25 protein-coding genes and 2 riboswitches are annotated in these 24922 nt (G+C 48.7%); of the genes, 6 read left to right on the top strand and 19 right to left on the bottom strand.

Annotated features, from left to right (window positions below; genetic code table 11):
• The first annotated feature begins 82 nt into the window (after window positions 1-82).
• Both KNO90_RS12385 and KNO90_RS12380 read left to right on the top strand, forming a co-directional pair.
• Window positions 83-1708: a peptide ABC transporter substrate-binding protein gene (locus KNO90_RS12385; RefSeq protein WP_214742758.1), complete on the top strand. Its 1626-nt coding sequence runs from the start codon at window positions 83-85 to the stop codon at window positions 1706-1708.
• A gap of 73 nt (window positions 1709-1781) precedes the next feature.
• A complete protein-coding gene (locus KNO90_RS12380) occupies window positions 1782-2048 on the top strand; it encodes a hypothetical protein (RefSeq protein ID WP_214742757.1) in 267 nt (88 codons plus the stop codon).
• Window positions 2049-2082: 34 nt separating this feature from the next.
• Here the strand turns inward: KNO90_RS12380 and KNO90_RS12375 are convergent, their stop codons facing one another.
• The 3 genes from KNO90_RS12375 to ade all read right to left on the bottom strand — a co-directional run bounded on the left by KNO90_RS12375 (window position 2083) and on the right by ade (window position 6133).
• Window positions 2083-3675: a Na+/H+ antiporter NhaC family protein gene (locus KNO90_RS12375; protein WP_214779267.1), complete on the bottom strand. Its 1593-nt coding sequence runs from the start codon at window positions 3673-3675 to the stop codon at window positions 2083-2085.
• Between the two features lie 113 nt (window positions 3676-3788).
• A riboswitch (Lysine riboswitch) is annotated at window positions 3789-3963 on the bottom strand.
• 57 nt (window positions 3964-4020) lie between these two features.
• Window positions 4021-4305 carry a hypothetical protein gene (locus KNO90_RS12370; protein ID WP_015880753.1) on the bottom strand — a complete coding sequence of 95 codons (285 nt, stop codon included), beginning with the start codon at window positions 4303-4305 and terminating at the stop codon, window positions 4021-4023.
• Window positions 4306-4423: 118 nt separating this feature from the next.
• A complete protein-coding gene (gene ade / locus KNO90_RS12365; protein WP_215113715.1) occupies window positions 4424-6133 on the bottom strand; it encodes an adenine deaminase in 1710 nt (569 codons plus the stop codon).
• A gap of 119 nt (window positions 6134-6252) precedes the next feature.
• On the opposite strand from ade, the gene KNO90_RS12360 reads away from it, so the two are divergent.
• Complete coding sequence (locus tag KNO90_RS12360) at window positions 6253-6789, top strand: gamma carbonic anhydrase family protein (RefSeq protein ID WP_214742754.1); 537 nt, start codon at window positions 6253-6255, stop codon at window positions 6787-6789.
• 109 nt (window positions 6790-6898) lie between these two features.
• Window positions 6899-7084: a hypothetical protein gene (locus tag KNO90_RS12355; protein ID WP_215113714.1), complete on the top strand. Its 186-nt coding sequence runs from the start codon at window positions 6899-6901 to the stop codon at window positions 7082-7084.
• A 103-nt stretch (window positions 7085-7187) separates the two neighbouring features.
• Here KNO90_RS12355 and KNO90_RS12350 read toward each other — a convergent pair whose 3' ends face one another.
• The 11 genes from KNO90_RS12350 to KNO90_RS12300 form a co-directional block, all read right to left on the bottom strand.
• Complete coding sequence (locus tag KNO90_RS12350) at window positions 7188-7742, bottom strand: nitroreductase family protein (protein ID WP_251127460.1); 555 nt, start codon at window positions 7740-7742, stop codon at window positions 7188-7190.
• A 93-nt stretch (window positions 7743-7835) separates the two neighbouring features.
• Complete coding sequence (gene lysA, locus KNO90_RS12345; protein WP_215113713.1) at window positions 7836-9128, bottom strand: diaminopimelate decarboxylase; 1293 nt, start codon at window positions 9126-9128, stop codon at window positions 7836-7838.
• The gene (alr, locus tag KNO90_RS12340; RefSeq protein WP_215113712.1) at window positions 9098-10186 is read right to left on the bottom strand and encodes an alanine racemase; all 1089 of its coding nucleotides are present in this window, start codon (window positions 10184-10186) and stop codon (window positions 9098-9100) included. The genes lysA and alr overlap by 31 nt, the downstream gene beginning before the upstream one ends.
• A 14-nt stretch (window positions 10187-10200) precedes the next feature.
• Complete coding sequence (locus KNO90_RS12335) at window positions 10201-11127, bottom strand: branched-chain amino acid transaminase (protein WP_214742749.1); 927 nt, start codon at window positions 11125-11127, stop codon at window positions 10201-10203.
• Between the two features lie 49 nt (window positions 11128-11176).
• Window positions 11177-11884, bottom strand: coding sequence for a 2,3,4,5-tetrahydropyridine-2,6-dicarboxylate N-acetyltransferase (gene dapD / locus KNO90_RS12330; protein ID WP_214779246.1), 708 nt, complete (start codon window positions 11882-11884; stop codon window positions 11177-11179).
• A complete protein-coding gene (gene dapB, locus KNO90_RS12325; RefSeq protein ID WP_215113711.1) occupies window positions 11862-12611 on the bottom strand; it encodes a 4-hydroxy-tetrahydrodipicolinate reductase in 750 nt (249 codons plus the stop codon). Before dapB ends, dapD begins: the two co-directional genes overlap by 23 nt.
• Window positions 12608-13489 carry a 4-hydroxy-tetrahydrodipicolinate synthase gene (dapA, locus tag KNO90_RS12320; RefSeq protein ID WP_215113710.1) on the bottom strand — a complete coding sequence of 294 codons (882 nt, stop codon included), beginning with the start codon at window positions 13487-13489 and terminating at the stop codon, window positions 12608-12610. Before dapA ends, dapB begins: the two co-directional genes overlap by 4 nt.
• A 12-nt stretch (window positions 13490-13501) precedes the next feature.
• Window positions 13502-14497 (bottom strand): aspartate-semialdehyde dehydrogenase, encoded by a 996-nt coding sequence (locus tag KNO90_RS12315; RefSeq protein ID WP_215113709.1) that lies wholly within the window; start codon window positions 14495-14497, stop codon window positions 13502-13504.
• Between the two features lie 12 nt (window positions 14498-14509).
• Window positions 14510-15709, bottom strand: a complete 1200-nt coding sequence (locus tag KNO90_RS12310) for an aspartate kinase (protein ID WP_483299197.1) — start codon at window positions 15707-15709, stop codon at window positions 14510-14512.
• Window positions 15710-15823: 114 nt separating this feature from the next.
• Window positions 15824-16003: riboswitch (Lysine riboswitch) on the bottom strand.
• Between the two features lie 77 nt (window positions 16004-16080).
• Complete coding sequence (locus tag KNO90_RS12305) at window positions 16081-16509, bottom strand: GNAT family N-acetyltransferase (RefSeq protein WP_214742743.1); 429 nt, start codon at window positions 16507-16509, stop codon at window positions 16081-16083.
• On the bottom strand, window positions 16503-17663 hold the full coding sequence (locus tag KNO90_RS12300; RefSeq protein WP_214742742.1) for an alanyl-tRNA editing protein: 1161 nt from the start codon (window positions 17661-17663) through the stop codon (window positions 16503-16505). Before KNO90_RS12300 ends, KNO90_RS12305 begins: the two co-directional genes overlap by 7 nt.
• Window positions 17664-17758: 95 nt before the next feature.
• Here KNO90_RS12300 and KNO90_RS12295 point away from each other — a divergent pair, with 95 nt between their 5' ends.
• A complete protein-coding gene (locus KNO90_RS12295; RefSeq protein ID WP_214742741.1) occupies window positions 17759-18487 on the top strand; it encodes a GntR family transcriptional regulator in 729 nt (242 codons plus the stop codon).
• Window positions 18488-18515: 28 nt separating this feature from the next.
• Here KNO90_RS12295 and KNO90_RS12290 read toward each other — a convergent pair whose 3' ends face one another.
• The 4 genes from KNO90_RS12290 to KNO90_RS12275 form a co-directional block, all read right to left on the bottom strand.
• Window positions 18516-19619, bottom strand: a complete 1104-nt coding sequence (locus tag KNO90_RS12290) for an LCP family protein (RefSeq protein WP_214742740.1) — start codon at window positions 19617-19619, stop codon at window positions 18516-18518.
• A 150-nt stretch (window positions 19620-19769) separates the two neighbouring features.
• Window positions 19770-20534 carry a glucosamine-6-phosphate deaminase gene (nagB, locus tag KNO90_RS12285; RefSeq protein WP_214742739.1) on the bottom strand — a complete coding sequence of 255 codons (765 nt, stop codon included), beginning with the start codon at window positions 20532-20534 and terminating at the stop codon, window positions 19770-19772.
• Complete coding sequence (nagA, locus tag KNO90_RS12280) at window positions 20531-21679, bottom strand: N-acetylglucosamine-6-phosphate deacetylase (RefSeq protein WP_214742738.1); 1149 nt, start codon at window positions 21677-21679, stop codon at window positions 20531-20533. The genes nagB and nagA overlap by 4 nt, the downstream gene beginning before the upstream one ends.
• 117 nt (window positions 21680-21796) lie before the next feature.
• Complete coding sequence (locus tag KNO90_RS12275) at window positions 21797-23146, bottom strand: MATE family efflux transporter (protein ID WP_214742737.1); 1350 nt, start codon at window positions 23144-23146, stop codon at window positions 21797-21799.
• A gap of 39 nt (window positions 23147-23185) precedes the next feature.
• Here KNO90_RS12275 and KNO90_RS12270 point away from each other — a divergent pair, with 39 nt between their 5' ends.
• Window positions 23186-23959 (top strand): CHAD domain-containing protein, encoded by a 774-nt coding sequence (locus KNO90_RS12270; RefSeq protein WP_215113708.1) that lies wholly within the window; start codon window positions 23186-23188, stop codon window positions 23957-23959.
• On the opposite strand, the gene glsA is transcribed toward KNO90_RS12270, so the two are convergent.
• Window positions 23956-24897 carry a glutaminase A gene (gene glsA / locus KNO90_RS12265; protein ID WP_215113707.1) on the bottom strand — a complete coding sequence of 314 codons (942 nt, stop codon included), beginning with the start codon at window positions 24895-24897 and terminating at the stop codon, window positions 23956-23958. The genes KNO90_RS12270 and glsA overlap by 4 nt on opposite strands.
• Window positions 24898-24922: the final 25 nt, after the last annotated feature.

The raw sequence follows: 24922 nt of genomic DNA, 5'->3' as shown, positions 1-24922 counted from the left end.
AAAAATTCCATTGCATATTCATGTCAGATGTAGTTTAATTACAACATATTCTAAATTATCAGAATTTTCGGGAGGTTGTATGATGCGTAACAAAAAATGGCTAGCTTTATCGGGGGTCGCATTATTGGCGACGGCAGCTTGTAGTACAGGGGATGACTCATCTAGCTCGGACGGCTCATCTTCGAGCGATGCAAAAAAAGAAATCACGATGGTATCAGCGACGGACTTACCTCAGCTTGATCCAACACTCACAACGGACTCGACATCTATTATCGTCACGAACAACGTGTTCGAAGGGTTATATCGTTTAGACGAAAATAACCAACCGACACCGGGGATTGCCGAAGATGTCGAAGTGTCTGAAGACGGTCTTACATACACGTTCAAATTACGTGACGCAAACTGGTCAGATGGTTCACCAATCACAGCTGAGGACTTTGTGTATTCTTGGAAACGTGCACTTAACCCTGAAACGGGTGCCGAGTATGCGTATATTCTCCAAGATTTGAAAAATGCGAATAAAATCCTTGCAGGCGAAATGTCACTCGACGATCTCGGTGCGAAAGCAGTCGATGAGAAGACACTTGAAGTTCAATTGGAAGCGCCAGCGCCATACTTCTTAGGATTGACTGGTTTCCCAACGTATATGCCACAAAAACAAGAGTTCGTTGAAGAACAGGGCGAAGAGTTCGCGACGACAGTCGACAAAACACTCTATAATGGTCCTTACGTCTTGAGTGAGTGGCAAGACAACGCTGGTTGGGTTTATAAGAAAAACCCTGAGTATTGGGACGCTGAAAACGTCAAGATGGACACGATCAACGTCAAAGTCGTAAAAGACGTCTCGACGGGAGTCAACTTGTTCGAATCAGGAGAAGCGGATTACACACTCCTTTCATCTGAGTTCGTTCCACAATTTGAAGACAGCGATGAGTTCAAAACACGTGCCGACGCTCGAATCAACTTCCTTCGTTTCAACCAAAAGAATGAAGCTCTTCAAAACGTCAATATCCGTGAAGCACTTGCAAAAGGCTTTGATAAGCAGAGTGTGACAGACATCATTCTAACGGACGGTTCAGAACCAGCGAACTTTATCGTAGCGAAAGATTTCACATTCACAGAAGACGGGGCTGACTTCCGCGAGAAATACCCGGATCTCCTCAGCTACAACGTAGATGAAGCAAAAGCCGCTTGGGAAAAAGGACTTCAAGAACTTGGCGTTGAGACGGTCGAACTTGAGTTCCTCTCACGTGATGAGGAAGCGTTCAAGAAAGTAAACGAGTTCATCAAAGGCGAACTTGAGAAGAACTTACCTGGTTTGACACTCAACATTAAGCAACAACCGTTCAAAAACTTCCTTGACCTTGAAAGTAAAGGTGAATACGATGTTTCTGCAGCCGGTTGGGGCCCTGACTACCAAGATCCAATGACATACCTCGACATGTGGATCACAGACGGACCATTTAACCGTATGGCTTACTCAAATGACGAGTATGATCAGTTGATTCAATCAGCGAAGAAAGAAGCAGATCAGATGAAGCGTTGGGAATCCATGCAAGAAGCTGAACGCATCCTTCTCGAAGAAGACTTCGCGATTGCTCCGATTTACCAAAAAGGTGAAGCATACTTAGAGCGTTCGAATATCGAAAACATGTACCGTCACCCGTTCGGTGCCGATGCAAGCTTCAAGTGGCTTGACGTGAAATAATGTGTGTAACCAACCTCCTTGATTCCACCATGGATCAAGGAGGTTTCTCTGTCGTGAAAGGAGCTTCTATCTAATGAAGAGTTGGACACTGTGGTTCACCCTATTAGCTGTCACCATCTGTATCATGAATGTTTCCAGATTCGATGACAAGAACATCTTATTGTTTTTGACTTCACCTCCATTTTGGTTGCTCGAGACACCTTGGTTTTCTTCGCACGTCATTCATCCGACCGTACTACCGAAATGGACGCTTTATGCCCTGACAATCGCTTTCTGGTTCATATTTGGGATGCTACTCGATTATCTTGTACGTTCACAGAAAGCCATATACAAAAAATGACTTCCATCAAATCGATGGAAGTCATTTTCATCTATCACGCCTCACGCTTCGCGCGAAGTTCAGCAGGTACTTTCCCACGTTTTGAAATCACTTGTGCAATGCCAACAAAGACAACAAACGAAATCAATGCCGCGAAGAAGCCAATCCAAATCGATGCTGTAATCCCGAGCACCAAGTATCCGATTGCTGAGACAATTGCTGAGAGGAGCGCGTATGGCAATTGTGTCACTACGTGATCGATATGATGTGAACCCGCTCCAGTTGAGCTGAGGATCGTTGTATCCGAGATTGGTGAACAGTGGTCTCCGAATACAGCACCGGCCAATACAGCGGCAAGTGATGCAAGGAGAAGCTCTGGTTCAACCGCCATGATCAAATCCGCACCGATCGGAAGCATTAAACCAAATGTTCCCCAGCTCGTCCCTGTCGAGAATGCCATGATTCCAGCAATCAAGAAGAGGAGAAGTGGCAAGTACGAAGCCGCAATCGTATCTGTCACGAAGCTTGCCAAGTATTCACCAGTCTTCATATCACTGATGACTGCAATGATCGTCCAGGCAAACAAGAGAATCAAGACTGCCGGCCACATAGCGCGCACACCTTCCCATGCTGCTTTACCGTAGTCACGTGCAGGAATTTTACGTCCGATGAGAAGTAAGAATGCCACAATCAAACTGATGACGACACCGGCCACGAGTGAACGTGTCACGTCTGTCGATTCGAATGCACCGATGAGCGTAAAGTCTTGACCATCAGCCGCCAGGGCTTGACCACCTGTATAGAGCATTGCCGATACCGTCGCAATGATGAGGGCGATGATTGGCACGATCAAGTCACGGACTTTTCCACCTTCATGCTCATGCAAGTCTTCGCTCATTCCCATTGGTTTACCTTTAGCTGAATCATACAATTCACCTTGAAGGGCACGAAGCTCGTGCGTGCGCATTGGTCCGATCGCGAGTCCAGTAAATGCGACATAGGCTGTCAACAAGAGGGCAAAGACCGCATAGAAGTTCATTGGAATGATTTGAATGAATGCAGAGAATGACGAGTAGCTGTCAATCGAATACTTCGTCAAAATACCTGCGATGATGGCGATGATATATGCACCCCAGCTCGAAAGTGGGCTGATGACACAGACAGGGGCTGCCGTCGAGTCAATCATGTATGCCAATTTCGCACGTGAGATATTTTTGCGGTCCGTGAGCGGACGGCTGATATTCCCGACCGCTAAGCTATTGAAGTAGTCGTCGATGAAAATCAAAATTCCGAGTCCGAATGAGACGAGACGGGCACCACGTGCCGTTTTTACGTTCGCCGCAGCCCATTCACCGAATGCGCGTGCACCACCTGACGTCTGAATGATGGATGATAAAATCCCGAGTAAGAGCAAGAACGCAATCAACAAGACGTTCCATTCGTTAATGGCTCCATCTGACCAGAATAAGGCGATGATGTTCGACCATAAATATTGAATGGAGTCGATTGGGTTGAAACTGTGCAAGAGAAGGACTCCTGCGATAATCCCGACACCAAGTGATGGGATGACCTTTCTTGTTGTGATTGCCATAATGATTGCAAGTAATGCCGGTACGAGCGAGAGTACCGAAGTTGAATAATCTACCATACTGAATTCCTCCTTTTTTGATTAGGATGAGGCCCCCCTATGCTTAAAAAAACGCAAAGCGAGGGCATCGGCAACAAAGCCGACACCCTCGCTGGATGTTCCGTCTTTCTTAGCCGACTTGGAGCGCTCCATACGTAAATATGTATGGCAGTCCGACGGGTATTTCCCGTCAGCCCAGCACAACCCCACGGACATGGTGTTGCGCTTCGGCGATCCTGCCTTTTTGTAGTCCTCATCGTTGTCATCCTCCGACTACTTACTCATCAGCATCGCACCTCTACCTCATCGATAGCACGAATATTCATTTAAAGTTACGTCTAAATTATCACAAGTTGACGTCACATATCAATAGTTTTTTTCATCACGAATGATTCGCTTCAAAACAGCGAGTGCTTCTTGGTCATTCGTTTCTACCGCTTTAAAGAAGTCGTTGAAGAAGTGATATAACACGAACCGGTCAGCGTGAGACTTCGTCTGTTCTTTAATCGTAGAGAAAATCAGTCGTCGTAAACGACGTTTCGTTTGTGTTTCTTCCGGTAGTTCTTCGCATCGGTCCTTGAAAGCACGATATACAGAATTGATCAATTCCTCATGTTCATCATACGACCGATTGTAAGCAACTTGTTCCATCTGTAATATCCCCCCTTTCAATGTTGACCCGATGAAACTTGTCGTAAATATACCAACTTCTAGTCAAGCATTCAATTGTTATCGATGGTTCTTAACAAAAATCATACGTTAGACCGAGTCAATCGTTGATAAATGAGAAGGTGGTCACATCGAACAACCCCATGTCGGTCAATTTCAAATCTGGAATGACCGGTAAGGCGAGGAAGGACATCGTCAAGTAAGGGTTGAAATGACGATGGGCTCCTACGACATCTAACGCATCGTTCAGCTGTTCTAATATCTCTGCCACTTCACGGTATGGTCGTTTCGTCATCAATCCACCGATTTCAAGTGGGAGGACGGCAAGGACTTCTCCTTCCGATACAGCAACAACACCACCGCCTACCTTCTCAAGCGTTCTCGCCGCAAGCAACATATCTTCCGGGCTGACCCCAGCAATCACCAAGTTGTGACTGTCATGGGCCACCGTGGCTGCAAGCGCACCTCGCTTCAAGCCAAATCCTGTCACCGGGGCAAGGGCCATGTGACCTGTCCCATGATGGCGTTCGATGACAGCGAGCGTAGCGATATCTTGTGACAAGTCCGCCCCCGAGGCATCTGGTTGAAATGAAAGTCGTTGTCGTTTCGTCAACAAGCTATTCGGAAGCACTTGAATGACATCAACCTCTTCTGCACTCGGCGCAAGTCGGAACGAATCCGTCGTCAATTCAGGTAACGCCAGTTCACCTTTCATCGGTTTCGGCACTTCGATTCCTTCAGACTCAAATGTCGCATTCCCCTTCTCCGCAACGAGCGTACCATTCACATATACTTGCTCAATTTTTACCGATTCGACGTCTGACAAGATAACGAAGTTCGCTTTCTTACCAGGTGCGATTGCCCCGACTTCTTTCAATCCATAAGCCTCTGCTGCATGTAGACTTGCGATGGCATAGGCCGTTTCCGGCTTGACTCCTTGCTTGATGGCGGTGCGGATGTTGTAGTCGATCCCACCTTCCGCGACCAGGTCATCCAAATGCTTATCGTCCGTACAGAAGAGGAAACGATGGGCATTGCTTTCCGTGACGGCTAAACTCACCTTCTCCACGTTTCTTGCGACCGACCCTTCTCGAATCTGAACATAAAATCCACGACGCACCCGTTCAATCGCCTCTTCGGCAGTCGTACATTCGTGGTCCGTCATGATTCCTGCTGAACGATATACATTCAGTTGATCAGGGTTGAGACCTGAAGCATGACCATCCACGACTTTGCCTGCTTGTTCCGTCTGAGCAATCTTTTGAAGCATATCTTCGCTTCCGGCTTCGACCGATGGATAATCCATGACCTCGCCTAGTCCATGCACACCTGGATCTCCTAAAAACGGTGCCAAATCTTCGGCATATAGTTTGGCACCTGCATGTTCAAACGGTGTCGCTGGTACGCAACTCGGGAGCATCATCCGGACATCGAGTGGGAGTCCTTTCGCATCCGCTAACATGTATTCAATCCCGAGCGCCCCGTTCACATTCGCAATCTCATGCGGATCGGCAATCACCGTTGTAACGCCAAGCGGCAGGACTGCTTTCGCAAACTCGTGTGGTGGAACCATCGATGACTCGATATGGACGTGAGAATCGATAAAGGACGGTGCAAGCGTCCAGGTCGGGTCGTGATACTCGACCTCTCCATCGTACCCATCCCCAATAGCCACAATATATCCCCCGTCGATGGCGACGTCTGTACGAATCGTCTCACGACTGTACACGTCAATTACTGCGACGTCTTTAAAGACGACGGCCGCTTTCTTTTTCTTTGCGGCGATGTCAATCAAATGTTGTTTCTCCATCTCTCGATCTCCTTATTCAACGTATTTTAACTATCTTACCAAGAATATTCTTTTCGTTGCAATTTCTTTTTCAAGTTGTGCGACAATGATAACATATCTGTCTGAAAGGGGTTACAACGATGCAATACAAATTAGGAGAGTTGACACCAAACGTCGATCCAACGACTTATCTTGCACCCGGGGCACATGTGATTGGTGATGTGACCATCGGTGCCCACTCGGGAGTATGGTTCAATACCGTCATCCGAGGAGACGAGGGACCCATTCGAATCGGTTCTTATGTGAATATTCAAGATGGTTCGATGATTCATCAATATGAAGGATCACCGACGATCATCCATGACCGCGTCTCGATCGGTCATATGGCGATGATTCACGGCTGTGAGATTGAAGAAGATTGCTTGATCGGCATGCACGCTACCGTACTCGATGGGGCAAAGATTGGGAAAGGGTCATTTATAGCAGCTGGTGCGCTCGTCACACCGAATATGCAGATTCCTGAAGGGGTGATGGTCATGGGGGTTCCCGCCAAAGTTGTGCGTCCTTTAAACGACGATGATCGCTTTATCATGGAAAGAACAGTGAAAAAGTACGCCAAACGTGCCGAACAATACCAACAGTCGTGCATACCTGTAAGCCAAAAGCATAGTTTGTGAAAGCGTTTACAAGATTCATAAAATGTTAACGTTTCTCTCGAATTTTCTTCATAGTTCCTTTGTATACTGAAGGTGTAGCCAAGCTGATGTATTGAAAGGAGCCCACTCTATGTATCCGAACCATGATCAACTCATGCTAGACCTCTATGCCACATCCATCAATCCAAGTTATGGCCTTCATATCGATGATTCATTCGATGATGTCCTACACGGTGCACATCGAGAGGTTTGGGAACGTATGCATTTGGATAATAGTAGAGAAGAAGATGTTACTAATGGAGGAACGACTGAATGATTCCAACGACTGTGATTCAAGATTGGCTCGCAACAAAAATAAAACGATAACTCAGATATATACAGCAAGCGAGCGAAGGGATTTCCCCCTCGCTCGCTTTTTATTATTCAAACATGATGAGATGCGAATCAATCGGTTGCCGCGCTTTTGGTGACGGGATATCCTCGGCATCATATTTACCGATTTGAAGTAGACCGACAAACGTCTCACCTTCCGCCCCGATCATCTCCTTCAACCGTGCATCGTCAAACAGTCCACCCGTCCGCCAGACCATCCCGATCTCTCGTTCACTTAACAAGAGTTGGACATTTTGAATGAATGTCGCCGTCGCGAGCAACGCGTCTCGATTCCCTTTGTCCGTCTCAAAATGTTTTGCCGTCACATACATACAGGTTGCCGCATTTAAAATCCGTCCCGTCACCTTTTCGCGTTGTCCTTCTGACGCCTCCGAGAAGGCTGGTTCGAGCGCATCGAGTAACACTTGCTTCCCGTCCCCATTGAACACATACACGTTCCACGGCTCGACTTTATTGTGAAATGGTGCGTGGTGTGCCGATTGCAACACTTCATAGAGCACTTTCGTATCGATTGGTTCTTCCTTGAACATACGGACCGTACGTCTTGCTTCAATTAACTGTTGTGCTGCTGTCTTTGTCATGACCGTCACTTCCCCTTTTTTTCTCTTCTCTATCATAATTGAAAAACGTTCTCATTTCAAAATCAAAAAAAGACTACAGATTGCTCTGCAGCCTTACGTCGATTGACTAATGACTTCACATGCCACCAAGTCTTCAAACGTTTGGCGACGGACGACAAGGCGGTGATTCCCTTCCTTGACGAAGACGACCGCCGGACGAAGCATTTGGTTATAGTTACTCGCCATCGAGAAGTTATACGCTCCCGTGGCTTTGACAAGTAATAAGTCACCTGGTGTGACCGAAGGGATCAATGAGCGGTTCGAGATGATGTCTCCCGACTCACAGCACGCTCCGACAATTTTTGCCTCGAGCGTCTTCTCTTCATTCATCCTTGTCGCTGCCACGACCTCATACTCTGCGTCATACAATGCCGGACGGATATTATCCGTCATCCCGCCATCGACAGACACGAATGTACGAACGCCGCTCACTTCTTTGACGGTCCCCACTTCATATAGCGTGGCACCGGCATTGGCGACGAGCCAACGGCCCGGTTCAATCCCGATTTTCGGAAGTGGCAATTCACGTACCTCGACTTCCTCGACCAAAGCCTCCATCACACGTTCCATCGTTTGTGCGAAGTCGAGATGCTCGTCTTCATCTAAGTATGCGACACCGAAGCCGCCACCGATATTCAACACATCCGTCGTATAGCCGGTCTCCTGACGAATCGTATCCATGAAGCGCACCATCGTCTTCACCGTGTTGATGAAGAGGGTCGGATCTTGAATTTGAGAGCCGACATGACAGTGGATCCCCTTCAACTGTAAATGTTCCGCTTCCAACGTCGCACGAACGGCATCTAAATATGTGTCGTCGTGCGTCGGGAAACCGAATTTTGTATCAACCCCACCCGTTTGAATCGCCGCATGAGCGCCTCCAACGACTTGAGGCACGATGCGAAGAAGCACATCGACTTCACGATTATATTCAGCCGCAAGTCCTGACAAAAGGCTGATTTCACGCATATTGTCGATAGTAAAGTGTGTAATCCCCTGTTCGAGCGCGAACGTGATATCCAAGATTGTCTTGTTCGACCCGTGAACGTGAATGCGCTCGGCCGGTACCCCAGCATGCAGTGCCACGTACATCTCACCCCTTGAGACGACGTCGACACTTAACCCTGCGGCCATCACTTTTTCATACACGGCCGCAATCGATAACGCTTTTGACGCGTATAATGCATACGTGTTCGGATACTTGTCTAGAAACGCATTCTGGACAATCCCAAGGCGGCGCTCTAGTTCCGGCTCACTCATGATGTATAAAGGTGTCCCGTACGTCGCTTGAAGTTCACGGACGGACACGCCCTCGATCAAACATTCTGATTGATTGGTGGTGTACATACAATTCCTCCTTCAAAGCGATGTGGGACACGCCACGAACGAGCACAGAGCTGTTCTGAATTGTTGGCATAACCAACACGTGTCACGTCATCGATTTTCGTTTCAATCCCATATAGCATGACGCGGTCGCCGATTTGTACGTCTTCATCCACTTTAATGAAGCTATGGCTCATAAAGATGTTGCTGACGAATGGATAGGCTTTTCCTGAAATGTGAACAGGCAAATGACGTCGCGCTCGCATTAATCCATCTCCATATCCGATGGATAAAACGGCAATTCGTTCCTTTGTTTCCGCGGTATACCCCGTTCCATACCCGACATGAGCCCCCGCTTCGATGTCATGGACAGCAACCACTTCTGTCTCCCAGTAAAATGCAGGCACGAGCCACTCCACTGGCTCGACCGATGAATAGCCGTATAAGAAAATACCGACGCGCACATGGGTGCAATGATGCAAGCGTGAATCATCTTGAAGCGTGGCCGCACTGTTCGCCGCATGAATCAATTCAAACGTATGACGTTCCATCAAACGCGTCGACCAGTCAGCAAAACGTTCGACTTGAACGCTATGCTCGACTTCGGCATTGTCTGCATCCGCGAGCGGGAAATGCGTGCACAGTCCGACAAGGTTCAATCCTTCATTTTGACAGAAGGCGACGATTTGTAGCGCTTCTTCAAACGTTTTGGCGCCGAATCGGTTCATGCCGACGTCTAGCTTCAAATGAAGGCGAACGCCATCGAGATGCTCCCGCTGTGAGACGAGCCATTCATACGAACCGATCGCGACGTCAAAATCATGGGCATGCACGTGTTCCCACGTATATACCGGATTCATGACGAGGACGCGAGCCGACTCTGCATGCGTTCGTACTTCGAACGCTTCTTCTAATGTGGTCACCATGAAGTGACGGACCCCTTCGTCATACAAAGTTGTCACAACTGGCTCCATCCCTAAGTTATAGGCGTTGTTTTTCACGACCGCAAACACAGGGCGCCCGAGCGCTTCAATCCGGCGTTTGTTTTCGCGAATCGCATTTAAGTCAATTGTGACTCCCATCGTTCAAAACTCCTTTACTCTATGACTGCTGATTTTACAAACGTGATCCAATCTCGGTGTTCCGGAAGCTGTCCTGTCACGGCTTCACGATAGCGTGTCAACATTTCTGTCGCGACCGTCTGGACGCCGCCTCCAATCGAGATGTGATCGACCTCGATGACACTCGTCACCTCGGCTGCCGTTCCCGTCAAGAAGATTTCATCGGCTACATATAGTTCATCACGCCCGATATGACGCTCGACGATTTCGTATCCGGCTTCACGAGCCAATTGCATCACCGTTTGGCGTGTGATGCCATCTAACACAGAACAGTCAAGGGACGGTGTCGTAATCGTTTTTCCTTTCACGAGGAAGATGTTCGCAACACTCGCCTCACTGACGTTTCCGTTCATATCAAGAGCGATCGCTTCGTCGAATCCGTCACGGAGCGCCTCTCCTTTTAATAGTTGTGAGTTCATATAGTTCGATGCCGCCTTCGCTTGCATCGGCATCATCGTAGAAGACACGCGGCGATACGAGGCCACTTTCGCTCGAATCCCGACCGTCTTGTTGAAGTATTCACCGAGCGGCCAACACGAGATGGCAACATGTACCTTCGTCTCAGCAGTCGGCATAAGTGCTTGCCAAGGTGTTCCAAGGAAGACGAACGGACGGATGTAGCATGCTTCAAATCCATTTCGCTCAATCAATTCCATCGTCGCTTGTTCGAGTTCATCAACCGTATACGGTAGTGTGACGTGGTAGTATGCACACGAGCGAACAAGTCGCTCCAAGTGTTCACGTAACCGGAAGATGGCAGGACCTTCCTCCGTGTGGTACGCGCGAATCCCTTCAAAGAACCCGCTTCCGTAGTGAATCGCGTGTGTCATGATACTCGTGTTTGCGTCAGTCGGCTCAATCCAAGCCCCGTCTTTCCACATCCATTGTCCATACTGTTCCATAATGCAACTCTCCCATTCCTCATTGTTTATATTTTCTGTCTATTATACGTTAGAGAGAGCGTAAGTCATCAACAAGTTGCGTTTTTTCAGAAGTTTTTTCATCTTTCTGTTTGATGACTCGTGCCGGTGTTCCCGCGACGACGACGCCTGGAGGCACATCTTGTGTGACGACACTTCCAGCTGCGACAACCGCATTTTCACCGACGCGAACGCCTTCCAAGATGACCGCGTTCGCTCCGATCATGACACCATCCTCGATGATGACCGGATCTTTTGAAGGTGGCTCAAGGACACCTGCAACCACGGCACCCGCGCCAAGGTGAACGTTTTTCCCGAGCGTTCCGCGCGCTCCGATGACCGCGTTCATGTCGACCATCGAACCATCTCCGATGACCGCTCCGATGTTGACGACAGCTCCCATCATGACAACCGCGTTATTTCCTATTTGAACGTGGTCTCGGATAAACGACCCTGGTTCGATTCGAGCATTGAGTCGTGTCGTATCGAGCATTGGTACGGCACTGTTGCGACGGTCGTATTCAAGATGTGAATCCGTGATGACCGATGCATTTGCTTCCAAAAATGCCGCAGCTCGTTCTGCCGTCGTCAAGAACAGTTTCGACTCATCCGTTCCGAATGCTTTCGCTTCCTCGATTTCAAGACCTGCCAATTGACCGTTGACGTAAAGCTTGACTGGTGTTTCCTTCTTGGCATCTTTAATATATTGTGCGATTTCATAAGCGTTTGTGAGTAACATGAGTAGCCTCCTCGTATAAGTTCGATAGATTATAAAGTCCTGCCGGGCGATCGATGATCGTTGCCGCTGCGGCAAGGGCCCCGTTTGCAAAGACGCGTTTGGATAACGCGGTATGTTTCAATTCAATCATTTCATCATCTCCGGCGAAGAGCACGGTATGCTCACCGAAGATGGTGCCACCCCGAATGGAATGCATGCCCAACTCTTCAGTTCCACGCGCTTCCCGACGTGATGTGCGTTCGTAAACCGGTGTCACGTCACGCTTCGCTTCGATGGCACGTGCCAATAATTCTGCCGTACCGCTTGGTGCGTCCACTTTCTTTCGATGGTGCGCCTCAATCACTTCAATGTCGTACCCGAGAGTGAGCGGGACGAGCTGGTCGAGCAACTGCTTCAAGAGCGCAATCCCATATGACGTGTTATACGACTGAAAGATTGGGATGTCTTGTGAAGCCGTTTCGATTTCAGCCAGTTCTTCCGGCGTGAAGCCCGTCGTCGCGATGACGAGCGGAATATTGCGCTCCCGTCCGAACGCGAGCAAGTCAGGGAGTAACGCCGGATTCGAAAAGTCGATCACGACATCGACAGGTGCCTCTACCTCACTCAGAGTCGCCGCGTGTTCGTCACTCCCCGGTGAGACGATTGCCGTGATGTTCACACCTTGCGCGTGTGCGACCTCTTCGACAATCCGTCCCATCGCGCCGAATCCGTGGATGAGCACATTCATTGTCTCACCTCATTGAATTGCTCCATCGCAGACAGTAATTTCGCTTCAGCCGTCGCGCTCATCGGAACGAGCGGCAGGCGTGGTGCGCCGACTTCAAAACCTCGCGCTTGAAGCGCCGCCTTTACCGGAATCGGATTCACTTCTGCGAAGAGTTCATCGATGACTGGGAGCAAACGAATTTGCCATGTCCGAGCCGTCTGTAAATCACCTGCCAACAGAGCTTCTGCCAACGCGACCGTCGCTCCCGGATAGACGTTTGATAAAACGGAGACGACACCTTGTGCACCCCAAGCCATGTACGGCAAGATTTGATCGTCATTTCCGCAGTAAACAGTGAACCCTTCCGGAATATGAGCCATCATCTGCGCCATGACCGAGATATCCCCACTCGCTTCTTTCAAGGCGGTGATGCGTGGATGTTCCGCAAGCTCGCCGACCGTCTCGGGTGCCAAGGCGACACCCGTCCGTGACGGGACATTATAGAGCATGAGTGGGATTGGTGACGCATCCGCAATCGCGGTAAAGTGAGCAATCAGTCCAGCCTGCGTCGACTTGTTATAGTACGGTGTGACGACCATCGCCATCTCGGCACCAAGTTCGGCGGCCCGTTTCGTTTTCTCGATACTGACTGCTGTATTATTCGATCCGGTTCCCGCGATGATCACGGCTCGGCCGTTTACAACCTCAACCGCCCGGACGAGCAATGTCTCGAACTCCTCATCGGTGATCGTCATTCCTTCGCCGGTCGTCCCACCGATAACGAGACCCGTCACGCCTTCTTGAATTTGGTCTTCAATCAATGCTGCCCATGCTTCTAGATTCAACTGCCCATTTTCTTGAAATGGGGTAGCTAGTGCTGTCGCCACTCCTGTGAACATGTCATCTCCTCCTTATTTCGTCGCTGTTTGACTAATCATACATTGTGCGATTTGAACGGCATTCGCAGCCGCCCCTTTTCGGACGTTATCTGCAACGCACCACAAATGGAACGTATTCGATTGTGAATCGTCTCGGCGAATTCGTCCGACGTACACCTCATCCGTCCCGTTCGCATCGAGCGGTGTCGGATAGGCTAGTTCAGATGGATTGTCCATGACCACGACACCTGGCGCATCTGCGAGTACGGCTTTCACTTCTGCGACCGTCGCATCCCGTTCGAGCGTCACCGTGATCGATACCGCATGACTGTTTCGTACTGGTACTCGGACACAAGTGGCTGTTACGCCGAGGTTCGGTGCGTTCAAAATTTTACGCGTCTCATCCATCATTTTTTGTTCTTCTTTCGTATAGCCATTTTCTAAAAATACATCGATGTGTGGCAACACGTTATCATAAATTTGATACGGATAATTCGTCGGTTCTTCTCCGCGCGCACCGCGCTCGAGGTCATCAATCCCTTTTTGACCCGATCCCGATACTGCTTGATACGATGTATAGGCGACACGTGTCAGTCCGTATACTTCCGCTAATGGTGCGAGCGCCACGACCGATTGAATCGTGGAACAGTTCGGGTTCGCGATGAGCGTCTTCTCCGGACTGAGTTCGACTCGGTTCACTTCCGGTACGATGAGTGGAATTCCTTCTTGCATTCGGAATGCGCTTGAATTATCGATGACGATGACTCCTTGCTTGCTCAACCGTGGGGCGTATTGTTCACTAATGCTCCCACCAGCAGAGAAGAGTGCGATATCGATTGGGTCCGCATAAATCGCATCGGTCAATTCACGAATCACGACCGATTGTCCGTTCACCTCGACCGTCTTTCCTGCTGAGCGGGCTGAAGCGTAGAGTCTCAGCTCGCTGATCGGAAATTCATATTCCGTTAAAACGTCGATCATTTTTTGTCCGACGGCACCTGTTGCACCGACGACTGCTACGTTATACATCGTGCTACCCCCTTATAAGTTGAATCGGGCTGCAATGGCTGCAACTGCCGCTTCTACGTCTTGTTCTTGAATCGTATAGGAAATACTGATCTCAGATGTCGTAACTTGATAGAATGGAATCCCCATCTCGCGGAATGTCGCAAAGAGTTCTGATGCGACACCTGTCGCGTCTCGCATACCGATTCCGACGACCGAAATTTTTGCATGTTCCGTGTGACGATCGATTTTGATTTGAGGTAAGCTCGCCGTCAACTCCGCGAGTGCCTCTTCTAAGAACGCTTCCTCATCGAGCGGACATGTGAACGAGAGGAATACTTCACCGTCGAATGCCGTCTGTGAAATCATATCGATATTGACGTGTCGCTCTGACAATCGTTCAAAGATGTCTGCGACTCCCGCCGCCGTGTGCGGAATATGCTTGATCGAGACACTGAGTACGTTCTTGACGACACTTACACTCGTGACTGCTTTCTGTTCCATTGCTTGCGTCATATCCATGATCCATGTTCCTCCTTCGCTCGAGAGCGTCTTTCCGACAAAAATATTGACGTCATATTTCTTTGCGAGCTCCACGCTTCGCATCTCCATCACTTTTGAACCGAGTGCGCTCATCTCCATCATTTCGTCATAAGAGACGGTATCGAGTCGTTTTGCCGTCGGATGGATTCGTGGGTCTGTCGTATATACCCCGGCCACATCCGTATAAATTTCACAACGCTGACTGAGGACGGCCGCAAGTGCTACCGCTGTCGTGTCCGAACCGCCACGTCCGAGTGTCGTGACGTCTCCCGCTTCATTCACGCCTTGGAATCCAGCAACGATCAAGACATCATATTGACGCAACTTCTCGTGTAACACTTCTTTCCGAATCGCTTTGATTTTGCTCTTCGTGTGAATCCCCATCGTATCAATCCCGGCTTGCTGTCCTGTTAGAGAGATGGCCGGTACTCCTCTCGAGTTCAAGGCGATACTGAGTAAACTGATCGTCTGCTCTTCTCCAACGGCGAGTAGCCGGTCGAGTTCGCGAATCATCGGGCGATCCGTGATTTGTTTCGCGAGCGACAGGAGCGAATCCGTTGTTTTGCCCATCGCCGATACGACGACGACCAATTTTTCACCGGTCGCCACACGTGTTTGTAAATAATCCGAAATGGCTTGTATTTGTTCGATTGTGGCAACGGAGCTACCACCAAACTTCAGTACGGTTGTCATCAAGTTCCCCACTTTCAAGATGTCCACCAACAGAAAAAGCGGCAGACCGGTAGGAAGCACTCTCCCTACGGTCTGCCGCTTGTACGCGCAGTTGAAAAACGATTAAAGAATCGTTCCGTAGATAGCGCTCCATGGTAGTTGACCATGGCAGTGTAGGCGTTATTCACGACTACCCCAGCCTTCGTTCACACGCACGTGAACGTCGACTTCGGCGAATTTCCCCTTTCGGCTCGGTCCGGAGTGCGTCCGTTTCAACCAAGCTTACTCATGTCATTCGCAACCTCTATCTGTCAGTTGTTAGTATTAGTTATAACAAAACGAAATCTACTTGCCAACCTTTTTTTAGAAAAATGGGATATTTCAAAAAAGGATTACCATGTTTTTCGCATCATGCGGTGCGGGATATCGGCATCCAAAAACTCATCTCCGAACGCCTCGTACCCGAGCTTTTCATAGAATGGGAGCGCCGTCAGTTGTGCACCCAATCGTAGTTCGACCAACCCTTGACGTTTCGCGACACGTTCAACTTCAATCATAATGTCTTTCCCATATCCATGGCCCCGGGCCGATAGAATCGTCGCCACTCGCTCCACTTTTCCGACAATCGAGTCTACCGGGCGAAGACGCGCTGTCGTCACCGGTTCAGAGTCAAGAAGACCGACCACATGCGTACAGACTCCATCTAGGTCATCGTATTCTAAGCTCGCATCGATCCCTTGTTCCTGAACGAATACGATTTCCCGCACTTGTTTGGCCAGTTCAATCAACGTTGCTTCGTTTCCCGATTGAATCGTCAACATGGTAAAACCCCTTCCTGTAAACGTCTCACGATTTCTTTCATTCCCTTTTCTAGTTCCGCTACGGATGTGAATCGCGCTTGGGCCTGTTTATGGTTTCCACCACCACGACCAATTTGCATCTCTTGCAGGGCCGCTTTCAAGAATGTGCCGACGGCGATATCCTGTGTCCCGTCATGCATGACGAACAATTTCTGTGTTCCATAGTTGACCCCGACGGCGATTCGTCCGGTTGCTGCGATTCGTTCGATGATGGCAGTCGTCAACGTCTCTGCTTCTGTTCTCCCGACATGTAAGGCCACATAGTTGTCTTCTTTCAACACGGCCTCTACCTTCGCTTTGGCAATCCGTTCTTCGAGCGTTTTAATTTCTTTTTCACGTTCCAAACGAATCGTGTGCTCTTCGATCACGCGTGCTGCCACGGACTCATTCGTTGTCGAGAATGTATGGTGAATCGACCGCAACGCTTCGCGCGCTTGTTGAGTTGCCTTGATTGCTCGATTTCCGGCCACATACGTCAAGCGGATGTTTCCTCTTACTTTCTTTATCGATGTCACATGGATGGTACCGAGCTGTCCGGTTGTCTCCACATGAGTACCACCACATGCATTGTAATCTAGACCTTCGATTTCGACGATGCGAATCATCCCCGTTCGGTCCGTCTCTTTCCGTAAGCGTGTCCGGTCTACTTCTTCTTTCGGAATCTCATAGACACGAATCGGACGGTTTTCAAAGATGAGTTGTTGCATCTCTCGTTCAAGTGCCTCGACATGCGCCCAATCCATCGCTGCCGTTTCAATTTCAATGGATGATTCCGCTTCGCCGATTCCAAAGCTAAGCGTCCGAATGCCATGGCGGTCTTCCAAAATCGCCGTTAACGCATGTTGAGCAGTATGCTGGATGGAATGGTCTCGTCTCACGTCCTCATCGATTCGAGCCTCTACCGCTTTGCCCGCAGGTAATGCTTCTGACAAAAGATGCCATACTTCCCCGTCCTTGATTTGTACATCTAATACGTTATGCGTCCCAATCCATCCACGGTCAGCCGGTTGCCCTCCACCTTCCGCATAAAACGGACTGTTCGCGAGTGTGTGCCAATGCCCATTGCCGTCTTCCTTTATCGAGGTCACGACTGTACTTGCTGTATAAGGTTCCATCTTGTCCTCCACCTTCTCTCTATAATCTGTTCAGACAACTAGTCTAATTTCGTCTATAATGAAACATACATCTTCTCAGTCAGGAGCGAAATGATATGTTAGAAATCGATAAACAATCTCCGTTACCTATTTATTATCAAATTGAAGCGTACTTAAAGCAACAAATTGATGACGGATTGTTAAAACCAGGAGACACCTTGCCTTCAGAGCGTGAATTTTCCGAGCAATTTCACGTCAGTCGGATGACGATTCGGCAAGCCATCATGAACCTCGTCAACGCCGGTTACTTGAGCCGTCAAAAAGGACGAGGCACGTTCGTCGCGAGTCAGAAGATCGCCATGACCTTATCGGGACTGACGAGTTTTTCCGAGGAAATCAAACATCGCGGCATGCGACCGTTCAGCCGCCTGCTTTCTTACGAGGTCATTCCGGCAACCGATCGCATCGCGCAGCAACTGAGTATCCCGAATCAAACCCCTGTTTATGAGATGAAACGGCTTCGGCTAGCAGATGAAAATCCACTTGCGCTCGAGACCGCCTATATTCCCGTTCAATTATTGCCTGACCTGACGCAAGATGACGCGACGGGATCGATTTATGCATATGCCGAACAGCACGGCTTACGCCTGAAAAATGCAACACAGACACTTGAAGCCCGTAGTGCCGGTCCAGAAGAGGCCAACTTATTGACCATTTCACCGAATGCGCCCGTCCTGTTGATTGACCAACGAACTTACCTAGAAGACGGGAGTATGTTTGAATATAGTCGCTCCCTGTTCCGTGGAGACTCCTACTCCTTGACGGTCGCGATGGATCGCATATAAAAAAAGTTTGCCCTAGGGCAAACTTTTTTTATTGCGCTTCATATGTGACCCCATTCGGGTCTAACATATAAGATTCTAGTTCTGTATCCGTCATCTGTTCCACGCGATTCCCCGCATCCGCTTGTTGTACACGATAGCGTACTTCTTCAAGAAGCGGTTCATTCAAGAAGTAATAGAAATGTCCATCATCCGCGCGCGCACCTTCACCGGTCAGTTGATATTGCACTGTGTTATGCAACGCTCCGACGTCTTCAATCAAGCGCATATAATCATTTGGTCCAAGCGTTGTCTGCATATTGTCTCCGACTGCTTTCAAGACCTTATCATAATTGTTGATGAGTGACGTCCCGAGAGATTGTTCGAGTACGGCATTGATGACTTCCATCTGACGTTGTCCGCGACCGATGTCTCCACGTGGGTCATCATGACGATTTCGGACATAGGCCAATGCTTCTTCTCCAGAAAGTTGTTGCAGTCCTTCTTCGAGTGCAACCGTCTCACGTGAGGCATCATAACTGTTTTGTTGTGAAGAGAACGGCACATCGATTTCTACGCCGCCGACCGCATCGATGAAATCAACGAACCCTTGGAAGTTAACGGAAACGACATGATCGATTTCAATCCCGACCAGATTTTCGACCGTATTTGTCGCCATGCGCATCCCGTTATTCGGATTTGATTCATCCATCGAACCGAAGTAGTAGGCGTGTGTGATCTTATCTTGATCAAGCCCCGTCTTCCCATAAGGAATGTTAAATCCTGTGTAGTCGATGTTGACATAAGAGTCACGCGGGATGCTGAGCATCGTCGTCTGCTTTTCTTTCTTGTTCAAAACGACGACAATCATGACATCCGAGCGTCCGAACTCACCCCGGGCTTTCTTTTGCGGAGAAAGGTCTGTCCCTAAAATCAAGAACGATTCCGTATCTTCTTTATCAAATCGAGTCGGTTCTACCGTCGGGTCATCCTCTAACGTGACTTGCGTTCCCGATAACATATTATGGGCTTTATAAAATGCTGTACCGTAAATGCTAGACCCAGCAATAATCGCAATCAGCACGAGGGCACTAAATACTTTATAAAACGCAGACGGACCTTTGCGCTGTCTACGAGTATGTGTTCTAGAATTCATGATGGTCTCCTTCGAGTCAAAATAATGAGCTTCACTCATTATAGAGGAAAGTGTGAAATTTGTCGAAAACGTTTTGATGACAAATTCGTTTCTTTACAATTTCCCATAGTTGAACAGACAAAAACCTGCGGAGACGCCTCCGCAGGTCGTTTAAGCTCGAATCGTAAAAAATCGTGTGGCTGCCTCTTGTCCTCTTGCTTGAAGAGCTTCTGCACAACGGGACGCCGCTGCCCCGTCGAGGACGACGGTCACGCCTGGGTGTGCTTGTAAAATTGTGGCCGGCCAATCGACCGTCGGTACACTTTCAATCATGTGTTGTACCGCTTCTGCCTTCCGCTCACCTGTGGCGACGAGGACGATTTCACGCGCATTCATGATCGTATCGAGTCCCATGGTAATGGCGTGAGTCGGCACATCTTCTAGATGGTCGAAGAAACGACGATTGGCTTCCCGCGTCGACTCCGTGAGCTCGGTCACATGCGTTTTCGCATCGAGCGCCGTACCCGGTTCATTGAAGGCGATATGTCCATTCTCTCCGATTCCAAGAAGTTGTAAATCGACACCAAGTTCCCGAACGAGACCTTCGTAGCGAACCGCTTCCGCTTCTGGGTCTGGTGCATCACCTTGAGGAAGATGGCTTTGTTTGAACGGCACTTCGTCAAACAAGCGATCTTTCATAAAGCGGTTATAGCTTTGCGGATGATCTGGCGATAATCCGATATATTCATCTAAATTGACGCTCGTCACGTGGCTACAATCGAGCGCATCCTGTTTAAACATCTGATACATCCCGACCGGCGTGCTACCGGTCGCAAGACCGAGTACGAAGTCATGTTTCCCTGAAATTCGTTCTTTGATTAGCGTATAGGCGATTCGTTCCGCGTCGTTCGCCGTCTTTGCGACTAATACGTTCATCTTTGTTCCTCCCGTTCATATACGATTCGACCTTTGACAAAAGTCATTTGAACATTGTTCGTGTCATCCCAAACGACAAGGTCTGCATCAAACCCCGATTTGATCTCTCCTTTTGTCGTCAATCCGAATTCTTTGGCCGCATTCGTCGAGGTCATTTTGACCGCCTCTTCCACCGTACATCCCGTATATGCCTGAATATTTCGGAAGGCGGCGTCCATCGTCAACACACTGCCGGCAAGATTTCCTGCTTCTAGTCTTGCAGCACCTTCCTCTACAATGACCGGTTGACCGCCCAGTTCGTACTGTCCGTCCGGTAATCCTTTCGCTCGCATCGCATCTGTGATGACGACGAGTTCGTTCGCTCCTTTTAATCGGTACGCGAAGTCGACCATCTCTGGACGACTGTGAATCCCATCCGGAATGATTTCCGCCATGACTCCTTTTTCTAAGAGACAATATCCGACCGTTCCTGGTTCGCGATGGTGTAATCCACGCATTTGGTTATAAAGATGCGTCCCGTGTTTGACGCCCGCTTGCTTGTTCTCTTCAAATGTCGCACTCGTATGTCCGGCAGAACCAATCGCACCCGATTCACGAAGGGCTGCTTCGAACGCACGTGCTCCCGGACGCTCCGGCGCATACGTAACGAGTCGGATATGACCGCCCGCCAGTTCTTGCCACTTTCGAAATTGTCCGGCGTCCGGGTCGATGATATATTCCGCCGGTTGCGCTCCAGCCATCTCTACGTTTACGAAAGGACCTTCTAAATGAATCCCGATGAGCGTCGTGTCCTGCGTATCAATCACATTTCGTACTGCCGTCAAGGCGCGTTCAATCGCTTCTTTAGACTGCGTGATTGTCGTTGCAAAAAAAGAAGTGACACCCTCTTGTAGCATGTCCTGACTCAACCGACGGAGTTTCAATTCATCTGCGTCCATCGTATCGACCTCGTATCCCCCGTGGATATGCACATCGATTAGACCCGGTGTGACAAGGGCACCGAATACGTCAATCACATGATCATCTTGTTGTTCAAACTGTTCCATCGATCCGATTTTGCTAATCGTTTCTCCATTCCAGCTGATATATCCTCTTTCCCATGTTTGATCCGCTGAGACGATACGCGCATTGATCAAGGTCCCCATCGGTTCATCACTCCTTCATGTTTTCTTCCATGTTATCATATCCGATATAAGTATAGTTGTATAGACCAATTTAAAATAAAGTAAAGATTGTTCACAATTGCGAACAATCTTTACTTCCTAAACCGTTTTATAGCGTCGAACAATCCAAACTAACCGGACAAATAACAACACTGCCCCGGCTGCGAGTCCCGCAATCAAGCCAATCCAATAGCCGTCTGGTCCGAAGCCCGCCTGTTCTGCTAACACATAACCGAGCGGCAATCCGATAATCCAATATGCGACGAGTGACAGAACGAGCGTAATATTGACGTCTTTGAAGCCTCGTAAAATCCCTTGAATCGGTGCAGCGACGGCATCCGACAACTGGAAGAACACAGCAAAAATCATAAAGTGCGCGGCGAGATCGACGACTGTCGGATCATTCGTATAGATGGCCGCGACCCGTTCGTTTTGCCAAAACAACAAAGCACCAGAGAATATCGAAACGCCAAGACAGAGCGAAATTCCGATCTTTGCATAGCGAACCGCATCCTGAAGTCGTTTCGCCCCAAGTTCATATCCAACCACGATCGTCAATGCACTCGAAGCCGAAAGCGGTAGCATGTAAACAAACGAAGCGAAGTTGATCGCCGCCTGGTGTGCTGCAACGATTTGATCCCCATAGGAGCTGAGCAGTAACGTCACTGCCGCAAAGATACTGACTTCTGCAAAAATGGCGAGTCCGATTGGTGTACCGAGCTGTAGCAGCTCTTTTTGTTTGAGCCAGACGATGCGTTCTGCCGTTCGTAAAAACTTGTATTCACGGAACGGCTTCCCGTTTCTGACGAAAAACAACGCCATGAAGAAGAGCAACCAGTAAGTGATACTTGAGGCAATTCCCGCCCCGACACCTCCATACGCCGGAATACCGAGTTTTCCAAAAATGAAGATGTAGTTTAATCCGACATTAATGGGTAACCCTAATAGTATAAGAATCATGGAGACTCTCGTTTTGCCGAGCGCATCCATGAGCGTGCGAAGCACATTGAACAAGAACATCGGTAAGACACCGAACCCAAGAGCAAGTAAGTATTGCGTTGCGATTCGTTTACCCTCTGTGCTAAGTCCCATGCCCTCGATTGCGAGCGGCACCAGAAATGATCCGAGCGTCAACGTAAGGATACTCAACAAGATCGCTAAATAGATTCCTTGAAACAATGTTCGTTGAATCTGATGGTGATCTCGTGCACCGAGTGCTTGTGAAACAATCGGTGCGACGGCAAGTAAAATCCCACTGAGGCCGGTATAAACCGGCATCCACAGACTAGAACCGACACCGACGCCGGCCAAGTCGACTGCGCCCGCACGCCCGGACATGACCGTGTCAAAAAAGCTAATCAAATAAAAAGACACTTGCGTGACTAGGATCGGAAAGAAAATCGTAAAGAACAGTTTGATTTTTTCGTTTAATGAATGTGTTTGGTACATGGACAACCCTCATCTCTTTTTCAGAAAGGAAACAATATCATGAATCAACGGCATGCAGAAAAACTTAAATTTGAGCTGTTAGAAACGTGGAGCACGTTCAATCACTATGTCACGGAAGCCCTCACCTTCAAAAATTCCGAGGACATTCACCATGCTCGCGTTCATTTACGTAAACTGATCACGTTCATGCAGGTGTATGAAACAAAACCTGCAACGTTCCGTCAACTCAAACAACTGATGGAAGCACTTGGTCGGGTGCGCGACTTGGATGTACTCATCGAGACTTTTGATTCTCAAACGGAACTCGATGAACGATTTCTTGAATCGATGGAACAACAGCGCGCCATCGAACGCACGATTCTCGCAACACGGGTCAGTGAAAAGATGACACCTTCGCTCGACCAGCAGATTCGTCGCTTCATCGCTGGCCCACTATTTCGTGCATTCAAAAAAATGAACGCCTCTCCGATGTTAGAAAAGGCGAGACGTGAACGCATGCAACGAGTTCGCGCGTATCACGAACAATCGAATAAAAATGAGAAGGTAGAGGCGCTTCATAAAGTCCGTTTAGACGTCAAACGGGAGCGCTATTTAAACGAGTATTTCTTGAACTATGAATCAGATGCCTCGATGGACACTGTACGTACGTTAAAAAAGATGCAAACCGAGCTTGGTGAGTTGAACGACCATGACCAACTTTTAAAACGCTGGCGAGCGTTCACCCCTCCTGCCGACTTACAATCTGCATATGATTCAAAAATCGAACGCTTGGAACATGAGTTGAAAACATCACTTCAAAAATTATCGATTTAACGAGACGTATAACGTTCGATCAAGAGCTCCAATAATTTCATTCCCGCAATCGAATTCCCTTTTGAGTCCAGTGATGGACCAAAAATGCCGAATCCGACATTATGCAAATCCAATTCGTGGTTCCCAACGGCCAAAATCGCACCCGAAACACCGCTTTTACCCGGTAATCCGACTCGGACCGCGAATTCCCCTGATGCGTCGTACATGCCACATGTCGTCATAATCGCTTTGACGATCCGAACGACTCGGCGTGGAATCAATTCCTCACCCGTATCGGGGTCTTCCCCATTCCCAGAAAAGACACGTCCGATTCGCGCCAAATCAAAACAATCGATTTCAATGGCACACTGTTTCGTATACACATCAATGATCTCATCGACGTCACCTTCCACAATTCCATGGTGACGCATAAAATAAAGAAGTGCGCGATTCAAGTCGGTCGTCTCATATTCTGAGCGGGCGACTTTTTCATCGTACGTGATTTCCTCAACCGGTCGATTGAGAAGTGTCGCCAAAAACTGACGGAACTGATAGATTTTAAGTTCTGCTGTTTCTCCTAAAATCATGCTCGTCACCGCTAACGCTCCGGCATTGATCATCGGATTCAGCGGTTTTGACGGGACCGTTTCCTCAAGCTTGGCAATGGAGTTGAAGGCATCACCCGTCGGTTCCATCCCTACTTTTGAAAAGACATAGTCCTCCCCGAATTCCATCAGAACATAACAGAGCGTAAGCGCCTTCGATACACTTTGAATCGTAAATTTGTGATGAACGTCCCCCGCATGAATGTACGTACCGTCCGGCAAACAAATCGCCACACCGAGCAAATCGTTTTTCACATGTGCGAGTTCTGGAATATAGTCCGCCACTTTCCCTTGAGCCGTGTACGGACGACACTCATCAATTAGGTGGTTCAACTGTTGTTCGAGTACATTCATTCGATCACCTCATATTCCATCAAAT

The sequence above is a fragment of the Exiguobacterium sp. s63 genome (genome assembly GCF_018617335.1).
Lineage (GTDB): Bacteria > Bacillota > Bacilli > Exiguobacteriales > Exiguobacteriaceae > Exiguobacterium.
This window is presented reverse-complemented; position numbering and strand designations above follow the sequence as displayed.

Coding starts and splice junctions, on each gene's coding strand:
- KNO90_RS12385 (WP_214742758.1), top strand. CDS start 83: ATGCGTAACAAAAAATGGCTAGCTTTATCGGGGGTCGCATTATTGGCG.
- KNO90_RS12380 (WP_214742757.1), top strand. CDS start 1,782: ATGAAGAGTTGGACACTGTGGTTCACCCTATTAGCTGTCACCATCTGT.
- KNO90_RS12375 (WP_214779267.1), bottom strand. CDS start 3,675: ATGGTAGATTATTCAACTTCGGTACTCTCGCTCGTACCGGCATTACTT.
- KNO90_RS12370 (WP_015880753.1), bottom strand. CDS start 4,305: ATGGAACAAGTTGCTTACAATCGGTCGTATGATGAACATGAGGAATTG.
- ade (WP_215113715.1), bottom strand. CDS start 6,133: ATGGAGAAACAACATTTGATTGACATCGCCGCAAAGAAAAAGAAAGCG.
- KNO90_RS12360 (WP_214742754.1), top strand. CDS start 6,253: ATGCAATACAAATTAGGAGAGTTGACACCAAACGTCGATCCAACGACT.
- KNO90_RS12355 (WP_215113714.1), top strand. CDS start 6,899: ATGTATCCGAACCATGATCAACTCATGCTAGACCTCTATGCCACATCC.
- KNO90_RS12350 (WP_251127460.1), bottom strand. CDS start 7,742: ATGACAAAGACAGCAGCACAACAGTTAATTGAAGCAAGACGTACGGTC.
- lysA (WP_215113713.1), bottom strand. CDS start 9,128: ATGTACACCACCAATCAATCAGAATGTTTGATCGAGGGCGTGTCCGTC.
- alr (WP_215113712.1), bottom strand. CDS start 10,186: ATGGGAGTCACAATTGACTTAAATGCGATTCGCGAAAACAAACGCCGG.
- KNO90_RS12335 (WP_214742749.1), bottom strand. CDS start 11,127: ATGGAACAGTATGGACAATGGATGTGGAAAGACGGGGCTTGGATTGAG.
- dapD (WP_214779246.1), bottom strand. CDS start 11,884: ATGTTACTCACAAACGCTTATGAAATCGCACAATATATTAAAGATGCC.
- dapB (WP_215113711.1), bottom strand. CDS start 12,611: ATGAATGTGCTCATCCACGGATTCGGCGCGATGGGACGGATTGTCGAA.
- dapA (WP_215113710.1), bottom strand. CDS start 13,489: ATGTTCACAGGAGTGGCGACAGCACTAGCTACCCCATTTCAAGAAAAT.
- KNO90_RS12315 (WP_215113709.1), bottom strand. CDS start 14,497: ATGTATAACGTAGCAGTCGTCGGTGCAACAGGTGCCGTCGGACAAAAA.
- KNO90_RS12310 (WP_483299197.1), bottom strand. CDS start 15,709: ATGACAACCGTACTGAAGTTTGGTGGTAGCTCCGTTGCCACAATCGAA.
- KNO90_RS12305 (WP_214742743.1), bottom strand. CDS start 16,509: ATGTTGACGATTCAATCGGGAAACGAAGCAACGTTGATTGAACTGGCC.
- KNO90_RS12300 (WP_214742742.1), bottom strand. CDS start 17,663: ATGGAACCTTATACAGCAAGTACAGTCGTGACCTCGATAAAGGAAGAC.
- KNO90_RS12295 (WP_214742741.1), top strand. CDS start 17,759: ATGTTAGAAATCGATAAACAATCTCCGTTACCTATTTATTATCAAATT.
- KNO90_RS12290 (WP_214742740.1), bottom strand. CDS start 19,619: ATGAATTCTAGAACACATACTCGTAGACAGCGCAAAGGTCCGTCTGCG.
- nagB (WP_214742739.1), bottom strand. CDS start 20,534: ATGAACGTATTAGTCGCAAAGACGGCGAACGACGCGGAACGAATCGCC.
- nagA (WP_214742738.1), bottom strand. CDS start 21,679: ATGGGGACCTTGATCAATGCGCGTATCGTCTCAGCGGATCAAACATGG.
- KNO90_RS12275 (WP_214742737.1), bottom strand. CDS start 23,146: ATGTACCAAACACATTCATTAAACGAAAAAATCAAACTGTTCTTTACG.
- KNO90_RS12270 (WP_215113708.1), top strand. CDS start 23,186: ATGAATCAACGGCATGCAGAAAAACTTAAATTTGAGCTGTTAGAAACG.
- glsA (WP_215113707.1), bottom strand. CDS start 24,897: ATGAATGTACTCGAACAACAGTTGAACCACCTAATTGATGAGTGTCGT.